At 69.2% G+C, this 15686-nt stretch carries 16 protein-coding genes; 4 read left to right on the top strand and 12 right to left on the bottom strand.

Going from position 1 to position 15686, the window contains the following annotated elements; all coding sequences use genetic code 11:
• Positions 1-39 precede the first annotated feature (39 nt).
• Positions 40-867 carry a cytochrome b/b6 domain-containing protein gene (locus ABGB08_RS04195; protein WP_347586411.1) on the bottom strand — a complete coding sequence of 276 codons (828 nt, stop codon included), beginning with the start codon at positions 865-867 and terminating at the stop codon, positions 40-42.
• Positions 851-1288 (bottom strand): Ig-like domain-containing protein, encoded by a 438-nt coding sequence (locus ABGB08_RS04190; RefSeq protein ID WP_347586409.1) that lies wholly within the window; start codon positions 1286-1288, stop codon positions 851-853. The genes ABGB08_RS04195 and ABGB08_RS04190 overlap by 17 nt, the downstream gene beginning before the upstream one ends.
• Positions 1289-1325: 37 nt before the next feature.
• On the opposite strand from ABGB08_RS04190, the gene ABGB08_RS04185 reads away from it, so the two are divergent.
• The 3 genes from ABGB08_RS04185 (at position 1326) to ABGB08_RS04175 (ending at position 3263) form a co-directional block, all read left to right on the top strand.
• The gene (locus tag ABGB08_RS04185) at positions 1326-1901 is read left to right on the top strand and encodes a sigma-70 family RNA polymerase sigma factor (protein WP_347586407.1); all 576 of its coding nucleotides are present in this window, start codon (positions 1326-1328) and stop codon (positions 1899-1901) included.
• A complete protein-coding gene (locus ABGB08_RS04180; RefSeq protein WP_347586405.1) occupies positions 1894-2565 on the top strand; it encodes a hypothetical protein in 672 nt (223 codons plus the stop codon). Before ABGB08_RS04185 ends, ABGB08_RS04180 begins: the two co-directional genes overlap by 8 nt.
• A gap of 155 nt (positions 2566-2720) precedes the next feature.
• Positions 2721-3263 carry a CHRD domain-containing protein gene (locus ABGB08_RS04175; protein WP_347586403.1) on the top strand — a complete coding sequence of 181 codons (543 nt, stop codon included), beginning with the start codon at positions 2721-2723 and terminating at the stop codon, positions 3261-3263.
• A gap of 47 nt (positions 3264-3310) precedes the next feature.
• On the opposite strand, the gene ABGB08_RS04170 is transcribed toward ABGB08_RS04175, so the two are convergent.
• The 9 genes from ABGB08_RS04170 to ABGB08_RS04130 form a co-directional block, all read right to left on the bottom strand.
• Complete coding sequence (locus tag ABGB08_RS04170; RefSeq protein WP_347586401.1) at positions 3311-4150, bottom strand: SDR family NAD(P)-dependent oxidoreductase; 840 nt, start codon at positions 4148-4150, stop codon at positions 3311-3313.
• A gap of 69 nt (positions 4151-4219) precedes the next feature.
• Entirely contained in the window at positions 4220-4780 is a 561-nt protein-coding gene (locus ABGB08_RS04165) for a helix-turn-helix domain-containing protein (RefSeq protein WP_347586399.1), read from the bottom strand.
• A gap of 135 nt (positions 4781-4915) precedes the next feature.
• The gene (locus ABGB08_RS04160) at positions 4916-7756 is read right to left on the bottom strand and encodes a hypothetical protein (protein ID WP_347586397.1); all 2841 of its coding nucleotides are present in this window, start codon (positions 7754-7756) and stop codon (positions 4916-4918) included.
• Between the two features lie 481 nt (positions 7757-8237).
• Entirely contained in the window at positions 8238-8621 is a 384-nt protein-coding gene (locus ABGB08_RS04155; RefSeq protein ID WP_347586395.1) for a hypothetical protein, read from the bottom strand.
• Entirely contained in the window at positions 8618-8836 is a 219-nt protein-coding gene (locus ABGB08_RS04150; RefSeq protein WP_347586393.1) for a hypothetical protein, read from the bottom strand. Before ABGB08_RS04150 ends, ABGB08_RS04155 begins: the two co-directional genes overlap by 4 nt.
• Positions 8833-9459, bottom strand: coding sequence for a PadR family transcriptional regulator (locus tag ABGB08_RS04145; protein WP_347586391.1), 627 nt, complete (start codon positions 9457-9459; stop codon positions 8833-8835). The genes ABGB08_RS04150 and ABGB08_RS04145 overlap by 4 nt, the downstream gene beginning before the upstream one ends.
• A gap of 26 nt (positions 9460-9485) precedes the next feature.
• Positions 9486-9692, bottom strand: a complete 207-nt coding sequence (locus ABGB08_RS04140; RefSeq protein ID WP_347586389.1) for a hypothetical protein — start codon at positions 9690-9692, stop codon at positions 9486-9488.
• A gap of 400 nt (positions 9693-10092) precedes the next feature.
• Positions 10093-10422, bottom strand: a complete 330-nt coding sequence (locus tag ABGB08_RS04135; RefSeq protein ID WP_347586387.1) for a YciI family protein — start codon at positions 10420-10422, stop codon at positions 10093-10095.
• 64 nt (positions 10423-10486) lie between these two features.
• On the bottom strand, positions 10487-12292 hold the full coding sequence (locus ABGB08_RS04130) for a glycoside hydrolase family 15 protein (RefSeq protein WP_347586385.1): 1806 nt from the start codon (positions 12290-12292) through the stop codon (positions 10487-10489).
• Positions 12293-12477: 185 nt separating this feature from the next.
• Between ABGB08_RS04130 and ABGB08_RS04125 the strand changes: the two genes are divergently transcribed.
• Entirely contained in the window at positions 12478-14640 is a 2163-nt protein-coding gene (locus ABGB08_RS04125) for a hypothetical protein (protein WP_347586383.1), read from the top strand.
• A 238-nt stretch (positions 14641-14878) separates the two neighbouring features.
• Here the strand turns inward: ABGB08_RS04125 and ABGB08_RS04120 are convergent, their stop codons facing one another.
• A complete protein-coding gene (locus tag ABGB08_RS04120) occupies positions 14879-15673 on the bottom strand; it encodes an SAM-dependent methyltransferase (RefSeq protein ID WP_347586381.1) in 795 nt (264 codons plus the stop codon).
• Positions 15674-15686 lie beyond the last annotated feature (13 nt).

Genomic DNA, 15686 nt, shown 5'->3' with positions numbered 1-15686 from the left:
ACAGGGTCAGGCCGTGTCTGACCCTGTCCACGCCTGGGTCTATTCGAGGTGACGGGCGACGTCCCGCAGACCCGCGAGCTCGGCGCGGCACCGCGCGCAGCCGTCCAGGTGCCGCCGGAGCTCGGCGCGCTCCTCCTCGTCGACGGAGCCGAGCAGGTGGCCGCCGAGCAGGGCGGCGGGTGGGCACCGGGCATCCCACCGGGACCATTCGGGCCACAGCCGCCGCGCCACCCCCTTGTCGAGCCGCCCGCCCAGGTGCATGGACCGCCAGACGCCCCGGTATCCCGGCAGGATCCCCGACGCGACCAGCACGTGCCCGGCGATGAGCGGCGTCGCCAGGTACGTCGCCCACGTGTGCACCCGGTGGAGCACGGCGAAGACAGGCCCGCCGTGCAGCAGCACCAGCCACGCGCCCGAGACGACCAGCGTGCCGAGGGTCACCAGCAGGGCGATGTTGAGGACCCGCTGCCCGGGGTCGAAATGGCCGTCGTGATGCCCGAACCGGCCGGTGAAGACCGCTCGCGGCCATCGGGCGAACCAGCCCAGGTCGGTACGGCGGAAGCGGACCGACGCCCGGAGGAACGTCGCCACCCCCCGGCGGCCGATAACGAGACCCGCGACCGCGACCACGCCCAGCGCCCACCCGGCGATCTTGTGAAGGTCGGTGTCCGGCAGGCCGGTCAGGGCCGCCAGCGGGCTCGGGTCGCCCTCCTGCCCCGCGACCAGCCACCAGCCCGTGCCCAGCAGGACCAGGACGAGGACGTAGACGACGGCGTGGAACCACCGGGTTGTGCGGTCATACCGTTCGACGGTTTTCTTCCCGCCTTTCCGCCCGGCGCTGGCGGCGTGGTCAGTATCCGCCGCCATATCCGCCGCCGCCCGTTTCCTGGGGTGTTCCGATCGGCGCGCCCGCGACCTGCACCGTTATCTCGTCCGAGGCTCCCGCGGGGGAGTGGTCCGCGTGCTGCAGGGTGACCCCGACCGTATGTCTTCCCGCGGGGAGGTCTTTGATCGTGAAGGTGGGCGTGGTGACGACCGTGTAGTCGTCGGTGTTGCCGTCGGTGAAGATGTGCACGTGGTTCAGGCCGGAATCGGGAGGGCCGATGGGCACGCTGGCGGTGAATGTCAGGGTGAACGGCTGGTTGACCGTGTCGCCGTCCTTCGGCGACGTGACGGTTACTGTTGGCGCGCCTTCGGCTCCGGTGTCGGTCGAGCCGCTCGCCCCCGCGCAGGCGGTGAGTAGCACGCCCGCGACGCCTAGCGCGAGCGCTGTCTGAATTATCCGCATACCTGTACTACCCGGCCCGGCGGCGAATCGGATTCGGGTGAAGCCCAAATCGGTTGAACTCCGGTATTACCGTAAGTGGTCCCTTTCCGATGAATCCCTGCTGGCCGGGATGGCCTCCGGCGACGTCCGCTCCGCGACCGTGTTCGTACGGCGCTACCAGGCCAGGGTGTACGGCCTGGCCCGGACAATCGTCGGCGACCCCGCCGTCGCCGAGGACGTGGCCCAGGAGGCGTTCGTACGGGCCTGGCGGCACGCCGGGGCATACGACCCCCGCAAGGGAAGGGCGACCACGTGGCTGCTCACCATCACCCGCAACCTCGCCGTGGACGCCGCGCGGCTGCGTCGTGAGGAACCCGTCGACCCGCACGAACTGGTGACCACGCTCCTTGCCGCGCAACCTCCAGACAGGGACCAGCAGGACGAGGCATCGGTGCGGCAGGCCCTCCGCGACCTCCCGCCCGAGCAGGCCAGGGCGGTCGCCCTGGTGGTCTTCTACGCCATGACCAGCAAGGAGGTCGCCGACCTCGAAGGCATCCCCCTGGGCACGGCCAAGACCCGGATCCGCCGCGGACTGGTGAAGCTGCGCAAACGACTGGAGGTGAGCGATGGCTGACGAGCACGTCCGCGAGCTGCTCCCGGAACTCGCCGCGGACGTCGCCTACGGCGAGGAGCGCGGCGCCGCGCTCCGGCACGTCGCCACCTGCCCCGCGTGCCAGGGAGAGCTCGACGCGCTGGCGTCGGTGGTGGACGAGGTGGTCACGCTGGCCCCTCCGGAGGAGCCACCGGCCGGGTTCGAGGCCGCAATCCTCGCGCGGATCGACGTCCTCGCCAAGAGGACACCGCGGCGGGCGGTTCTCCGGCCGGCCGCGGTGGCCGCCGCGCTCGCCTGGTCCGCGCTGTGCGCCGGAGCCGTCTGGCAGGCCACCGCCGAGGACCGCCAGCTCGCCCAGACCTACCGTGACACCCTCGCCGTGGCCAACGGCCGCTACCTGACCGCCGCCGTCCTCTACTCCGGCGGCGACCGGGTGGGGCACGCGTTCGGCTACCAGGGCTCGCCCAGCTGGATCCTGGTCACGATTGAGTCGGGCCACGTCTCGGGGACGTACCAGATCTGGCTGGTGACCTTCGACGGCCGCCGGGTGGCGGCCGGTTCCGTGACGGTCACGGACGGCCGCGGATCAGCCGGTACGGCCATCGGCGTCCCGATCGCCCAGGTAGCGCGACTGGAGCTGACCCGCCCCGGAACACCGGACATGACGGCCCGTCTGGGTTCATAGCTGATGGCCTGGCTTTCGAGGTAGGTGGCGAATGGATTCGGGTGAAGCCAAAATCGGGTGGATTCCGTATTACCTCTTCGCGGACCGTCTCGAACCGGGACACCGCCAGGTCCGTTGTGCTGAATGGCACGTCGTCTAGGGAGAGGTAGATTCCCATGCGCACCCCCCTGGCGGCCGCCGCGATACTCGCGACGACTGCTGTGTTAACCCTGCCGGCCGCCTCCGCCGCCTCCGCGGCCGAGTCCGCCGACCACGGCTACCGGGCCGTGGAACTGACCGGAAAGCAGGAGATCCCAGGACCCGGCGACCGGGACGGCGTCGGGACCTTCGCCTGGAAGGTGAACGGCTGGCGGCTCTGCTACATCCTCACCAGCCACAAGATCGGCGCCCCGATAGCCGCCCACATCCACAAGGGCGCGAAGGGCGTGGCCGGGCCTATCGTGGTCACCCTCAAGACGCCCGTCCACGGCTTCGCCACCGGCTGCGTCACCGCCGTCGGCAAGCAGAACTCCGACAACGCGGCGCTGCGGCTCACCCGCGCCGAGCTGAAGGCCATCGTCAAGTCGCCGCAGCTCTACTACGCGAACGTCCACAACGAAACGTTCCCCGCCGGCGCCATCCGCGCCCAGCTCGCCACCGGATCGGCGAAGCCGGCCCCCGACACGGCCCCGACCATGGAACCCCCACACCACTACTGATGATCTGACGCGTCATCTGGGCCGGGGCGCTACGGCCCAGATGACGCTCACTCGACGGGGAAGGGCACCAGCCGGCGCATCAGGGCGTCCCAGCCACGATCGCCCAGGAGGCGTCGCGCCACCGGGGCCAGGCGTGCCTGGGAGCCGACCTTGTACCGCGTTCTAGGCCGACGCGACCGGATCGCCCTGACGATCACCCCGGCCACCTCATCGGCCGTGGACACGGCGCGGGCGCCTTCCCGGTGCGCGTGGTCGGCCATCGCGGCCACGTTCCTCTTGTAGACGGCGTACGGCCCGCGGCCGTCATCCTCCGGGTTGTGCAGCTCGCTGTTGCTCATGAAGCTGGTTCGCACGGCACCCGGCTCGACCAGCACGGTCCTGACGCCGAAGGGCGCGACCTCCATCCGGAGCGCGTCGGTCAGCGACTCCAGGGCGTACTTGCTCATCGCGTACGGGCACCCCGTCGGCGGGGTCACCAGACCGGCGGCCGAGCCGAGATTGACGATGGTGCCGTGGCGCTGGGCGCGCATGCCGGGCAGGACCAGCTGGCAGGTTCCGATCAGGCCGAACACGTTCGTCTCGAACACCTCACGGACCAGCCCGAGCGGCACCTCCTCCACAGGCGCGCCGCCGCCGTGGCCGGCGTTGTTGACCAGGGCGCCGACCGCTCCGTGTTCGGCCTCGACGGCTTTCACCGCGTCGATCCTGGACTGCTCGTCGGTGACGTCGAGCCGCAGGACGCGGCAGCCCGCCTGCTCCAGGTCCGCGAGGGTCTCGACTCGCCGCGCCGTAGCCCAGGTCGGGAAACCCGCCTGGACCAGGGCGAGGGCCGCCGCTCGCCCGATCCCCGAGGAGCAGCCCGTGACCAGAACCGCGTTGGAAGTCATGCGACGTCTCCAATGTGAAAGGCACACACAATGTGAATGGCTATCACTTCGAAGGTTCTGCCGTCAACCTCACCTGGTCATGGCCGCGCGGCCATGCACGAGAGCCAGGACCGCATTGGCCGCCTGCGCCGCTGCCGCGTCGACGGCATCGGGGTCCTCCCCGAAGGATCCGTCCAGGAGCATCACGGCGTAACCCTGGGCGGCGGCGATGACCGCGGTGATCAAGCGCTGGGCCGCCGCCGGGTCGTCGTCGCTCAGGGCGAGCGCCGGGCCCAGGAAGGCGGCGCCGATCCGATCACCGGCCGCTTGAAGCTCGGTGTGGCGGGACTTGTCGAGCCCCGAGGTGAGCAGCACCAGGTACAGCGAACGATTCTCGGCGGCGAACCGTACGAAACCGGCCGCGGCGGCCCCGAGCCGTTCCGCCGGAAGCGCCGCCTCACCCGGCTCCGCCCCGAGCACCGCGGACAGGCCGTCCACGGCGCGCAGCGCGAGCGCCACCAGCACCTCGTCACGATCGGCGAAGTGCCGGTACGGCGCGGCGACGGCCACCCCCAGCCGCCGGCTCGCCTCGGCCATCGAGAACCCGGCCACGCCCCGCTCCGTGATCAACTCGATCGCGGTGTCAAGCACGGCCTCCTTGAGATCCCCGTGATGGTAACGACCTCGTTTGGGACTGTTCGGCACGCCAACACAGTAGCCGGGACACCCGTCAGGGCATCGCGGCCGGGGATGGTCTCCCGGCCGCGATGCCCTGAGGATGGCCCGTCAGCCGGCCGCGCGGACCCGCGACACCGCCGAGGTGGTGTAGCCGGAACCGGCGCCGACCGCGGACAGCGTCACCTTCCCGAGCGGGGTCCCGGCGGGGATCGCCGCGGTGAAGGTGACCGTGCCGCCGCTGTCGGCGAGGGCCCGGCCGAGTGGCGTGGCGTCCAGGCGGAACTCGACGCTCTCGCCGGCCCGGTAGCCGCCGGCGCGGAGCGTGTTGGCCGCCCCGGCGAAGACGGAACCCGCGACGTTCAGGTGGCCGGGCTTCTGGGACGCGGCGTACTCGGCGCAGGCGTCACCGGGGACGCCCACCTCGGGGGCGGGCGTGCCGCCGGTGACCCCGTCGTCCTCGCGTACGGTGAGCCTGTTGAAACCCTTGTCGCCCATGACCGCGCCGGCCGTGTTGGTCACCGAGACCTTGAACGACGTGGACGGGGTGCCGGTGGGCAGCTGGTCGCCGAGGGTTCCCACCTGGACCGGGACGCAGACCTGCCCCGGAGCGAAGGTCACCTGGCGCATCGTGATTCCGGCCCTGCCGGTGGCGGAGCCGAAGACGCTGACGTAGGCGGTGACCGGGTGGCCGGCCGGCTGGGACAGCACCGCCGCCAGGGTGGCGGTGCCGGGGCCGGAGCCTTCGTCGACGTTGGCGGGCGCCATGTTCACGGTCACCTGCTGCTCGGGGGAACGCGCGCCGACGGCGCGGTTCTCGGCCGACAGGTCGGAGATGTAGACCCCGCCGGAGGTCGTGCCCGCCCCGAAGACCACCTCGCGGATGTCGTTGAGGTTGAGGCCGGTGAGGGCGGCGGTCGGGATCGTCACCTGCTGGAGGATCACCTTGCGCAGCCAGGGCGAGGTGACACCCGGCAGGCGGGTGACGGCGGCCGGGTTGAGCGCGGAGACCGGCGAGGACCACGTGTGCCCGGCGCCGTCGGCGACGCTGACGGTGAGGTCGGTCCCGGTGGCCACGAACTCGTCGGCGGCCATCTTCACCGACAGCTGCTCGTAGTGCTTGATGTTGCGGGCTCCCTGCGGGACGGCGACGCGCACCTGACCGCTCGGAGACGTCCACTTCAGGTGCAGCATCGGCGACGACGGGATGTTGAACGCCCACAGCGCGGGCGACCAGTGCGGGACGGCCGCCGAGTTGAGCGTGGTGGTGCAGTGCGGCGAATCCTGCGGGAGCTGCACCCCGCCGGTGCCGCCCATGTTGACGCACACCTCGGCGGTGGCGTCGCCCGACACCTGGACGGCCGGGTCGGCCTGCTCGAAGGTGTTGATGTCCGCCCGCGACTTCGCCGGCTGGGTGGCGGTCACCGAGATGTTCGCGAAGGACGTCGAGGGCGCGGTCACGGCCGAGCCGTCGAACAGCGGCTGGAACTGCTTCTCGCCGCCGAGCGTGAGCCGGAAGAAGCCCGCCATGTAGGTGGCCCCGACCTGGACCTGCTGGGCGGGGGTGAGCCGGGTCGTGGTCGCGGCGGCCGGGTCGCACACCGGGTCGCCGGCGCCGCTGCCCTGGGTGGACCAGTCGTCGCCGGTGCTGGCCGGCCAGCCGCCCGGGGTCCAGATGGTGTTGAAGAAGTTGTGGTTGGCGCCCATCGTCAGGACCGCCGAGCGGAGCACGTTGTCCTTGAAGCTGTGCCGCGAGTCGTCGACGATGTGCTGGCCCATCAGGTTCTCCACGTCGCCGTCGCAGTACGGCAGGATCGTGGCCGTGGCCGTGTTCGGCAGGGAGATCCGGTCGTAGTCGACGGGCGCGAGCGGGAGCACCGCGTTGATGCCGAACTGCTGCCAGAGCGGGAGGGCGTCGTTGAGGGTGGAGGCGGCGACCACTCCCTCACCGCCACGGGAGTGGCCCATGATCCCGACGTTGTCCAGGTCGAATTTCCGTACCAGGCCGGCGGGGGTGATGTCGCCGGTCAGCGCCTGGGCGAGGGTGACGTCGCGGTTGTAGAACGCGTCGTGGTAGACGACCGGGTCGCCGTCGTCGGCCTGCTCCAGCATGCGCAGGGTGTCCAGGATCAGCTGGCCCCGGGCCTGGGCGCCGTAGTCGGCGGCGAGCTGGTTGTCGTTGGAGTTGATGGCGTTGGCCGAGATGGAGACCACGGCGTACCCGTTGCTCGCCAGGGCGCGGGCCGGCGCGTCGTAGCCGAGATAGCTGGGGATCGTCGCGCGCTGCGAAGGGCTGTCCGGCGAGGGGCGGCAGGGCCAGCGCGCCGGGTTGGTCGCTCCCGTGCCGTAGCAGGACCCGTGCCGGCCGTGTAAGAAGATCACCACCGGCTTCCTGCCGCGACCGTCGGGCAGGTAGATCTTGCCGGTCAGCTCGCCGCGGATACCGCCGATGTTGAGCAGCGGGAGCACCTGGTCGCCGAAGTCGTAGACGGCCTCGGAGACCTGGTGGGAACCCGGCGTCGAAGGGTCCGCCGGCAGGACGCTCGGCGTGGTGGTGGGCTGGGCCGCCGTCGGGCCCGGGGCCATCCTGGCCCGTGGCGTCGCCTCGGCCGACCCCAGGATGTCAGTGGTCACCGAGGTGGCCGCCGCCACCGAGGGGTCGGCGGTGACCAGCGAGAGGGACTTCCCGTCGGCGGACTCCGTCGCCGGGCCGAGCATCTTGCCGTCGACCGAGAGGCTGGGGGCGCTGGCGATGACGGGGAGCTCCTCGGCGAGCTCGAGGGTGACCAGGAAACCGCCCGCCACGCGGGTGACCGACCACTGCGGGCCGGAGGCCACGATGTCGGAGGGCTCAGGATCCGCCGAGGCGGTTCCGGCGGTCAGGGTGGGAGGTAAACACGCGAGTGCCAGTACCGCGGCGACAGCTCCCGCGCGGCGAAGGAGATTGCTCAAGTGAGGGCCTTACTCGTACGAACCGGTGGAGCCCCGCCGTCACCGCGAATCAACGACGAACGCCGGGCGGTTCGCACCGTATGCCCGGTTTGTTAACATTAACGGGCGATCTTGTTACCTGCCTGTTCCACAGCGCGCCGAGCTTTCAGCCATTCAACGAGCAAGAGCCAGCACCTGAGCGGGGCCATGCGATCGGCCGGTCCCGTGGCGGGGGCGCACCTCGTCTGCGAAGGAAGAGGCCGTCCCCTCGGGTTTCTCATCACGGGCGGGCAACCTCCAGCCCGACAGCGAGCACGTCCTCTATCCGCACCTGTCGCGCTACGAGTTCTTCCCACGACAACCTCGCTGGCATCGTCCTCGCCGTACTGCTCGAGGACCCAGTCGACGTGACCGCACACCGCTGACAGCACCTCGTGTCGCGAAGATCCGGCCTGTCGTTAGGGAAGCTGTCCAGCAGATGGGGGGCAATCAGGCGCTGCGTTCAGCGGATGACCGTGCCGCGCGCCGGGCCGCTGGGGGCAAGCCGGGCGGTGGTGCCGAGCTGGCGGGCGATCTCAGTGATCGCCTCTTCGAACCCGTTGCGGGTGTGGGCGGTAAAGCCGATGAAGAACCGGTTGGCCAGCGGCACGCCCCAGCGCATCCATTGCGCGACGTTATAGACCCGGTGGGTCACCCGAGTGCGCTCGCCGTCGGGCTCCGCGGTCCATTCGCCGCGGTACCACCAGCCGCCCTGGTAGGCGGCCGTCATGCCGTACACCTCCTTTGGCGCGAGGGAGTCTCGAAGCAGCGGCCAAGTCTTCTCGGCCGGTGCGTCGATGACCCCGGTGACCTCGACCATGAGCTTGCGCGGCTTCTTCTCGTTCATCGGGCGGCCTTCGGGTCGCTGACGCGCGTGTTCTGGAACGAGGCGAACCGCCAGCCGACCTCGGTCAGAACCGCGGTGAGGCTGATAACGGAGTTCCTGGTCGGGTCTGCGTCCTCGGTGAAGGCGGACGCGTACCGCTCGGCATCGCCGTCGTTCCATGCCTCGGTGAGCTCCTGGAGCAGGTCTCCGATCGCTTCGGTCGCAGTCGTGGTCATGGTTGTTCCTCCGTGTCGGTAGGTGAGTCGTTCAGTGCGTCGGACAGCAGGTCTGCCCGGACGGCGCCGGACCAGTCGAGCGTGCCGCTGTCGAAGCGGGCGAGGACGGATTCGACCCAGTCCAACTCGGCCTGCTGGACGGAGCACTCGTGTTCGAGCTTGAGTACGACAAGATCCGGCATGCCTCTCAACCGAAGCTCGGTGAGCCCCGCGGTCAACGAGGCGATGGCGGCGGCGACGGTCGCCCTGCGAATCTCTAGCGCGTCGCGTGCCACGGGCATAGGCAGGCATCCCAGCAGGGACAGCGCCGCCATGAAGGCCCGTCGGTCCGGATCAGGCTGTTCGATCAGCATCCGGAGCCGAGTCGTCATGTCGTCGCGGCCTGCCTCGGTGATCCGGTAGATCGTCCGCTCCGGTCGACGGCCTGATCGGACTGTCTCCGACGCCTCGATCAGGCCCGCCTTGCTCAGCCGCTCGACAGCGAGATAAAGGCTTCGCGGCAGCCCCGTCAGAAAGTCCTTCCGGGTATTGGTGATGAGCTGCTGCAGCTCATACGGGTGGCTCTCTCGAATCGAAAGCAAGCCGAGCACCGTGAGCCCGACAAGATCCGGCCCTCGCGCCATCTTGCCCTCGCTAGTGTTGCAAGCCATTAGTGCACATAAACACTATATGCCAATTCGGCGACGCCACTGGGCTGGCCGAGCGCTACCGGGTCGGCATCGCCACCCTCAGCGACTTCCAGCCCGTACGCCCTGACGGCACCCACCACACGGTCGAAGAACGCATCCGGCAGATCCTGGCTCAAGCCGAACTGGCCGACAGCGTCGGACTCGACCACATCGGCGTCGGTGAACATCACACCCCCGACTTCGCGGTCGCCTCACCGGCCGTTCTCCTGGCCGCCATCGCCGCGCGTACCACACGGCTCCGCCTCACCACGGCCGTCAGCCTCCTGAGCGTCCACGACCCCGTCCGCCTCTTCCAGGACTTCGCCACCCTCGACCTGATCAGTGGCGGCCGGGCGGAACTCACCGTCGGGCGAAGCGCGTTCCCCGATCCCTTCGCCCTCTTCGGATACAGCCTCGACGACTACGACGAACTGTTCGCCGAGAAGCTCCAGCTCCTCCTGGAACTACGCCGAACCGAACACGTCGCCGGTGACGCGAATCAGCGCGGCCACGATCCGCGCGTACGCGTCCTTGCCCGCGGCCACGACGGCCGCCGCGACCGCGGGCGAATCGCTCACGCCGACGGCCCTACAGGTCGACCAGCGGACGCAGCTCCAGCCGCCCGCCCCAGGCCATCGGGTGCGCGCGGGCCACCTCGATCGCCTCGTCCAGATCGGCGCACTCCAGCAGGTCGAACCCCACGATCACCTCCTTGGTCTCGGCGAACGGCCCATCCGAGACCAGCAACTCCCCGTTGCGGACCCGGACCGTCGTGGCCGCGGACACCGCCGCCAGCTTGCTGCCCTCCAGCCGACGGCCGCGCGCGTCGTTCTCCGACACCCACACCTCGATATCGGGCCAATCGGCCGTGCCGGTGTCGGGCTCGGTGTCGCTGCACACGAACATCATGTATTTCATCGTCGCTCCTCGGTTGTCGTGAACTCACCACCATGACGAACGGGCAACGCGTTTCCGGACACTCTCAGCCGAGGGCGTGGTCGAGGTTGAAGGCGGCGCTGATCAAGGCGAGGTGGGTGAGGGCTTGGGGGAAGTTGCCGAGTTGTTCGCCGGTGTGGCCTATTTGCTCGGCGTAGAGGCCGACGTGGTTGGCGTAGGTGAGCATCTTCTCGAAGGCCAGGCGGGCTTCGTCGAGGCGGCCGGCGCGGGCCAGGGTTTCGACGTACCAGAAGGAGCAGACGGAGAAGGTGCCCTCCTTGCCGGGGAGGCCGTCGGGGCTGGCTTCGGGGTCGTAGCGGTAGACCAGGGAGTCGGAGACGAGTTTGTCGGTGAGGGCGTCGAGGGTGGAGAGCCATTTCGGGTCGGTGGGGGAGACGAACTTGGCCAGCGGCATCATGAGGATCGCGGCGTCGGGGACGTTGTCGTCGAAGTGCTGGACGAAGGCGGCCAGCTTGCCGGACCAGCCGCGGTCCATGATCTGGCGGTAGATCGTGTCCCGGGTGCGCTGCCAGTAGGTGAGGTCGGCGGGTAGTCCGCGGTGGCTGGCCACGCGGATGGCGCGTTCGATGGCCACCCAGCACATCAGCCGGGAGTACACGAAGTTCTTGCGCCCGCCGCGGGTCTCCCAGATGCCCTCGTCGGGCTGGTCCCAGTTCTGGCAGACCCAGTTGACGATGGCGCACAGCTCGTCCCAGCGGTCGCTGGAGATCGGCTGGCCCCACTTGTTGTAGAGGTAGACCGAGTCGACGAGCGCCCCGTAGATGTCGAGCTGGAGCTGGCCGGCGGCGGCGTTGCCGATGCGTACGGGCGCGGAGCCGCGGTAGCCCTCCAGGTGGGCGAGCTCGCGTTCGGGGAGGTCGCGGCGGCCGTCGATGCCGTACATGATCTGGAGCGGGCCCTCGGCGCGGGCGCTGTCGAGGATGGCGTGGCGGGTCAGGAAGCCCATGAAGGCCTCCGCCTCCTCGGTGAAGCCCAGGCGCAGCAGGGCGTAGACGCAGAACGCGGCGTCGCGGATCCACACGTAGCGGTAGTCCCAGTTGCGGGGACCGCCGACCTGCTCGGGCAGGCTCGTGGTGGGGGCGGCGACGATGCCGCCGCTGGGCGCGTAGGTGAGCAGTTTCAGGGTGAGCGCGGAGCGGTGCACGACCTCGCGCCAGCGGCCCCGGTAGCGGGAGGCCGACAGCCAGTTCCGCCAGTACCGCACGGTGGCGATGAACTCCTCCTGCGCCTCCCGGACCGGGCAGGTGCGCAGTGCGATGTCCTCGCCGGCCCGGTCGAACGCGAACACCGCCTGCTCTCCCTCGCCGAGGACGAATCGCGCCCGCACGTCCCGCCCGTCGGATTCCAGCGGGACGGTGGCGGTCAGGCTGAGGGCCAGGGACGGCGATTCGAACGTCACGTGGTCCCCGGACACCCGTACGGTGTGCGGCTCCGTCGCGTATCCGAAGCGGGGCGCGATCGTGGCCCGGAACGGCAGGCTGCCGCGCACGCACGTCACCTGCCGGATCAGCCGATGGCGGCCGGAGCCGGGCGAGTCATCGGCGATGGGCATGAAGTCCTGCACCTCGCCCACGCCGTCCGCGGCGGCGAACCGGGTGATCAGGACGTTGGTGTCGGGAAAGTAGAACTGCTTGGTCGCCGCCGGTGTGTCGGCGGCCAGCTCGAACGATCCGCCGAGGTCGGCGTCGAGCAGCGCGCCGAACACGCTGGGCGAGTCGAAGTCGGGGCAGCAGTACCAGTCGATCGTGCCGTTGGTGCCCACGAGGGCGACCGTCCGCAGGTTGCCGATCAGCCCGTGTTCCCCGATCGGCAGGTACTCCGTGGCGCTCACGTATCCCAAGCTACGCATTCAGGACACGCCGCTGGACCTGCCGGGAGTCAAATGGCGGCAGATCTTCGCGACCGCCGAAGACCCGTCAGGGTTTCCCAACCCAAAGCCACCAGAAAACGTGCCTATATAGCTATCTACAGTGATGCAACGGACACATACCTTTCGCAGCTCTCGTGGAGGTGACTATGGGCCGGGTCGAGAAGATCGAGGCCATTCGTGCCCGCCGGGTGGAGAACGCGCAGAAGACCGAGGCGCTGGAGACCCATCTGGCCGATCTGGAGACCGGGCTGCTCAGCCTGGAGAAGGCCCGGGCCGACCTGCTCGCCAGGATCGGCCACGAGCGCGGGGAACATCTCGCGGCCCTCGGGCCGGTGGTGCGCGAACTGATCGACAAGGTCGCTTTGGAACGTGCCGCGCTGAACAGGGCGCTGGCGCGGTTGCGGCGGATGACGATCAACATCGGCGTGGTGGGCCGGGCCCGTCAGGGCAAGAGCCGGTTCCTGCAGAGCCTGACGGGGCTCACGAACCGGGAGATCCCCGACGGTTCTGGCGGCTTCTGCACCGGGGTGCCCAGCACGATCCGCCACTTCGACGGGCACACCTACGCCGACGTCTACTACCATTCCGAGCGCTCGTTCGTGGACGAGATCCTCGGGCCCTACTACGACAAGTACGGCCTGGGCGCCCGCCCGGTCTCCGCCCGCGCCTTCGGCGTCGAGCCGCTGCCCGCCCTGCCGGCCGATCGGGCGTCGATGGCGACGGCCGTCAGCGCGTACGGCCACTTACGCGACTATCACACCGCGTTCTCCGCGTACGGCAACCTCATCGGCCACTCCTCCCCGGAACGGGTCGGCGACGACATGATCCGCGGGTTCGTCGCGCAGGACGACCTCGACGGCAAACCCCAGCACACCTTCCGGGCCGTACGGCACGTGGAGATCTCCACCAAGTTCAAGCAGAGCGATCTGACCGGGATCGCGGTCATCGACCTGCCCGGTCTCGGGGACACCAACCTCGGCGACTCCCGGGTGCTGCTCGCCGCGCTCAAGGACGACGTCGACCTGGTGCTGTTCGTCCGGCGGCCCAACCCCGAGGGCGACGACATCCACGAGTTCGACGTCGAGCTGTACGGCATCGCCCAGAGCGCCCTTCCCGAGATCGCGATGGAACGCCGCGCGTTCATGATCCTCAACCACCGGGAGAGCGTCGACCAGGACAATCTCGCCAGCGCGCAGGCGTTCCAGGCCGGTCTTGGAAAGTCGGTGATCCGGGTCGCGGGGTCGTACATCGCGGACTGCTCGAAGACCGACGAGGTGATCGCGGCGTTCGACCCGATCGTCGACTACCTGGTCGACAACCTCGAGTCGCTCGACGAGGCGATCATCACCGAGCGGCTGCGGCGGGTGGCCGAGATCGACCAGGAAGTACGGCTGCTGGCCGGCCAGTCCCCGGTCGTGCCGCAGTTCGCGCATCTGGGGGATGTGTCCGAGAACAAGTTCGACGACCTGTTCGACCAGACCTACGACAACCTGACCGGCGCCATCGTGCGGCTGGTCGACAAGTTCAGGGCCGACCGGGACGCCCCCGACTCCGCGCTGGCGAAGGCCGTCGCCGCCGTGATCAAGAGGGTCAAGGAGGGCGACGGAATACCGACGGTCGACGAGATCACCAGGCGGCGGAACCGGGGCGGCGCGTTCGCGGGCGCCTTCAGCGACCTGATGGAGGAGACCCGCGCGTATCTGTCGCGGCAGTTCCTGGAACTGGAAGACGCGCTCAACATGACCGTCGAGCACATGTGGGAGCAACTGGCCACCGTGCTGCGCGAGGACGGCGAGTTCCGCCATCTGAGCGAGAAGGAAGGCCGCGAATTCCTGCGGGAGATGTCCGGGCTGATCGGCCTGGTCCGCTCCGACGGCAGCAGCGAGATCCGGTACGCCCTGGACGTCGTCGCCGACTTCGGCCTCTCCTACCGCGGCTTCTTCCAGCACCGTATTCGCCCGTGCCTGGACGGGATGAGCGCCGACCACGAGGGCACCTACACGCCCAGGGGCGCGCAGACCCCGCAGAGCATCAGGGAAAGTCTCCAGGTCGCCTACGACGAGGCGGTCTACCAGTGCGAGAACGCGCTGTCCGGCCTGGTCTCCGAACCCAACGGCGCGGTGTTCGCCATCGTCGAGGAGTTCTGCGACCGCGTGCTGCGCTCGCGCGGAGTGTCCCGCGAATGGGAGCGCATCTACCGGCGCTATCGCTCCGAGATCTGGTCGGACGAGTTCGACGCGCTCGCCGCGGACACCGTCCGCCTGCAGCTGTGGAACGAGGCAATCGAGCGATTGAAGGCGATGCTGTGAGAAGGGGAAGGATCCTGAAGCCATGTCAGCCGAAATCCCGCCCTGGGGAACCCATTTATTCACGATCGAGGTGTCGAGCGCCTCCAAAAGAGTATGTAAAGGCGTTTGGAATGTTATCGAAGTGGGGAAAGGTGCGCTGCGGGGATTTGGGGAACCGGCTGCCGAGATAAATCAGATCAAAATTAGAGTGAGCGTCGTGGAAGCCGAATCCTGATGACGACAGGGATCCGCCGGTACATTACGGCTTTCTGGCCACGGCGCCTTCCACGATGAGGCGGCTGCGGATGGAGTCCATGGCCGGGCGCCAGCGCTGGACGGGGACGAGGCCGGGTTCCTCGATCTCCATGCCCTCGAAGAAGTCGAGCGTCTCCTCGTGGGAGCGGAAGGTGGACTGCGCGGGGCTGCCGGCCGTGGACGCCTTGAGCTGCGTGAGCACCTCCGGCTCGCTCTCCGAGCTGCTGTGCGAGATGACCACGTAGCTGCCGGAGGCGACCTTGTCGCGGAACGCGGTGACGATCCGGTACGCCCCCTCCTCGTCGGAGACGAAGTGCAGGACGGTGACCAGGAGCACCCCCACCGGCCGGTCGAAGTCGATGAGCGCCTTCACGTCCGGGTGCCCGATGATGTCCTCGGGCCGGCGGATGTCGGCCTCCAGGGTGATCACGCCGTCGTCGGTTGCGAGCAGGGCGTCGTTGTGCACCTTGACCAGGGGGTCGTTGTCCACGTACACGACGGTTGCCTCGGGGTGGATCTCCCTGGCGACCTCGTGCACGCTCGGGGAGGTGGGGATCCCGGTGCCGAGGTCGATGAACTGGGTGATGCCCTGCTCGGCGAGGAACCTGACGGCCCGGGTGAGGAAGGCCCGGTTCGCCCGCACGACCGCCCGGGTGTCCGGGGCGACCGACAGCAGCCGTTCCGCGATGGCGCGGTCCACGGGGTAGTTGTCCTTACCTCCGAGGAGGTAGTCGTAGACCCTGGCCGAGCTCGGCACCTTGGAGTTGATGCCGTCGGGAACGCGCGTGAGCTCGTCCATGACCGTCTCCTCG

The sequence above is a fragment of the Acrocarpospora sp. B8E8 genome (assembly GCF_039871605.1).
Classification (GTDB): domain Bacteria; phylum Actinomycetota; class Actinomycetes; order Streptosporangiales; family Streptosporangiaceae; genus Acrocarpospora; species Acrocarpospora macrocephala.
The sequence above is the reverse complement of the archived record's forward strand: the minus strand, read 5'-3'. Positions and strand labels throughout refer to the sequence as shown.

Bases quoted from the DNA above. Each gene is read 5' to 3' on its own strand.
- ABGB08_RS04195 (WP_347586411.1), bottom strand. From the start codon at position 867: ATGGCGGCGGATACTGACCACGCCGCCAGCGCCGGGCGGAAAGGCGGG.
- ABGB08_RS04190 (WP_347586409.1), bottom strand. From the start codon at position 1,288: ATGCGGATAATTCAGACAGCGCTCGCGCTAGGCGTCGCGGGCGTGCTA.
- ABGB08_RS04180 (WP_347586405.1), top strand. From the start codon at position 1,894: ATGGCTGACGAGCACGTCCGCGAGCTGCTCCCGGAACTCGCCGCGGAC.
- ABGB08_RS04175 (WP_347586403.1), top strand. From the start codon at position 2,721: ATGCGCACCCCCCTGGCGGCCGCCGCGATACTCGCGACGACTGCTGTG.
- ABGB08_RS04170 (WP_347586401.1), bottom strand. From the start codon at position 4,150: ATGACTTCCAACGCGGTTCTGGTCACGGGCTGCTCCTCGGGGATCGGG.
- ABGB08_RS04155 (WP_347586395.1), bottom strand. From the start codon at position 8,621: ATGAACGAGAAGAAGCCGCGCAAGCTCATGGTCGAGGTCACCGGGGTC.
- ABGB08_RS04150 (WP_347586393.1), bottom strand. From the start codon at position 8,836: ATGACCACGACTGCGACCGAAGCGATCGGAGACCTGCTCCAGGAGCTC.
- ABGB08_RS04145 (WP_347586391.1), bottom strand. From the start codon at position 9,459: ATGGCGCGAGGGCCGGATCTTGTCGGGCTCACGGTGCTCGGCTTGCTT.
- ABGB08_RS04140 (WP_347586389.1), bottom strand. From the start codon at position 9,692: ATGTTCACCGACGCCGATGTGGTCGAGTCCGACGCTGTCGGCCAGTTC.
- ABGB08_RS04135 (WP_347586387.1), bottom strand. From the start codon at position 10,422: ATGAAATACATGATGTTCGTGTGCAGCGACACCGAGCCCGACACCGGC.
- ABGB08_RS04125 (WP_347586383.1), top strand. From the start codon at position 12,478: ATGGGCCGGGTCGAGAAGATCGAGGCCATTCGTGCCCGCCGGGTGGAG.
- ABGB08_RS04120 (WP_347586381.1), bottom strand. From the start codon at position 15,673: ATGGACGAGCTCACGCGCGTTCCCGACGGCATCAACTCCAAGGTGCCG.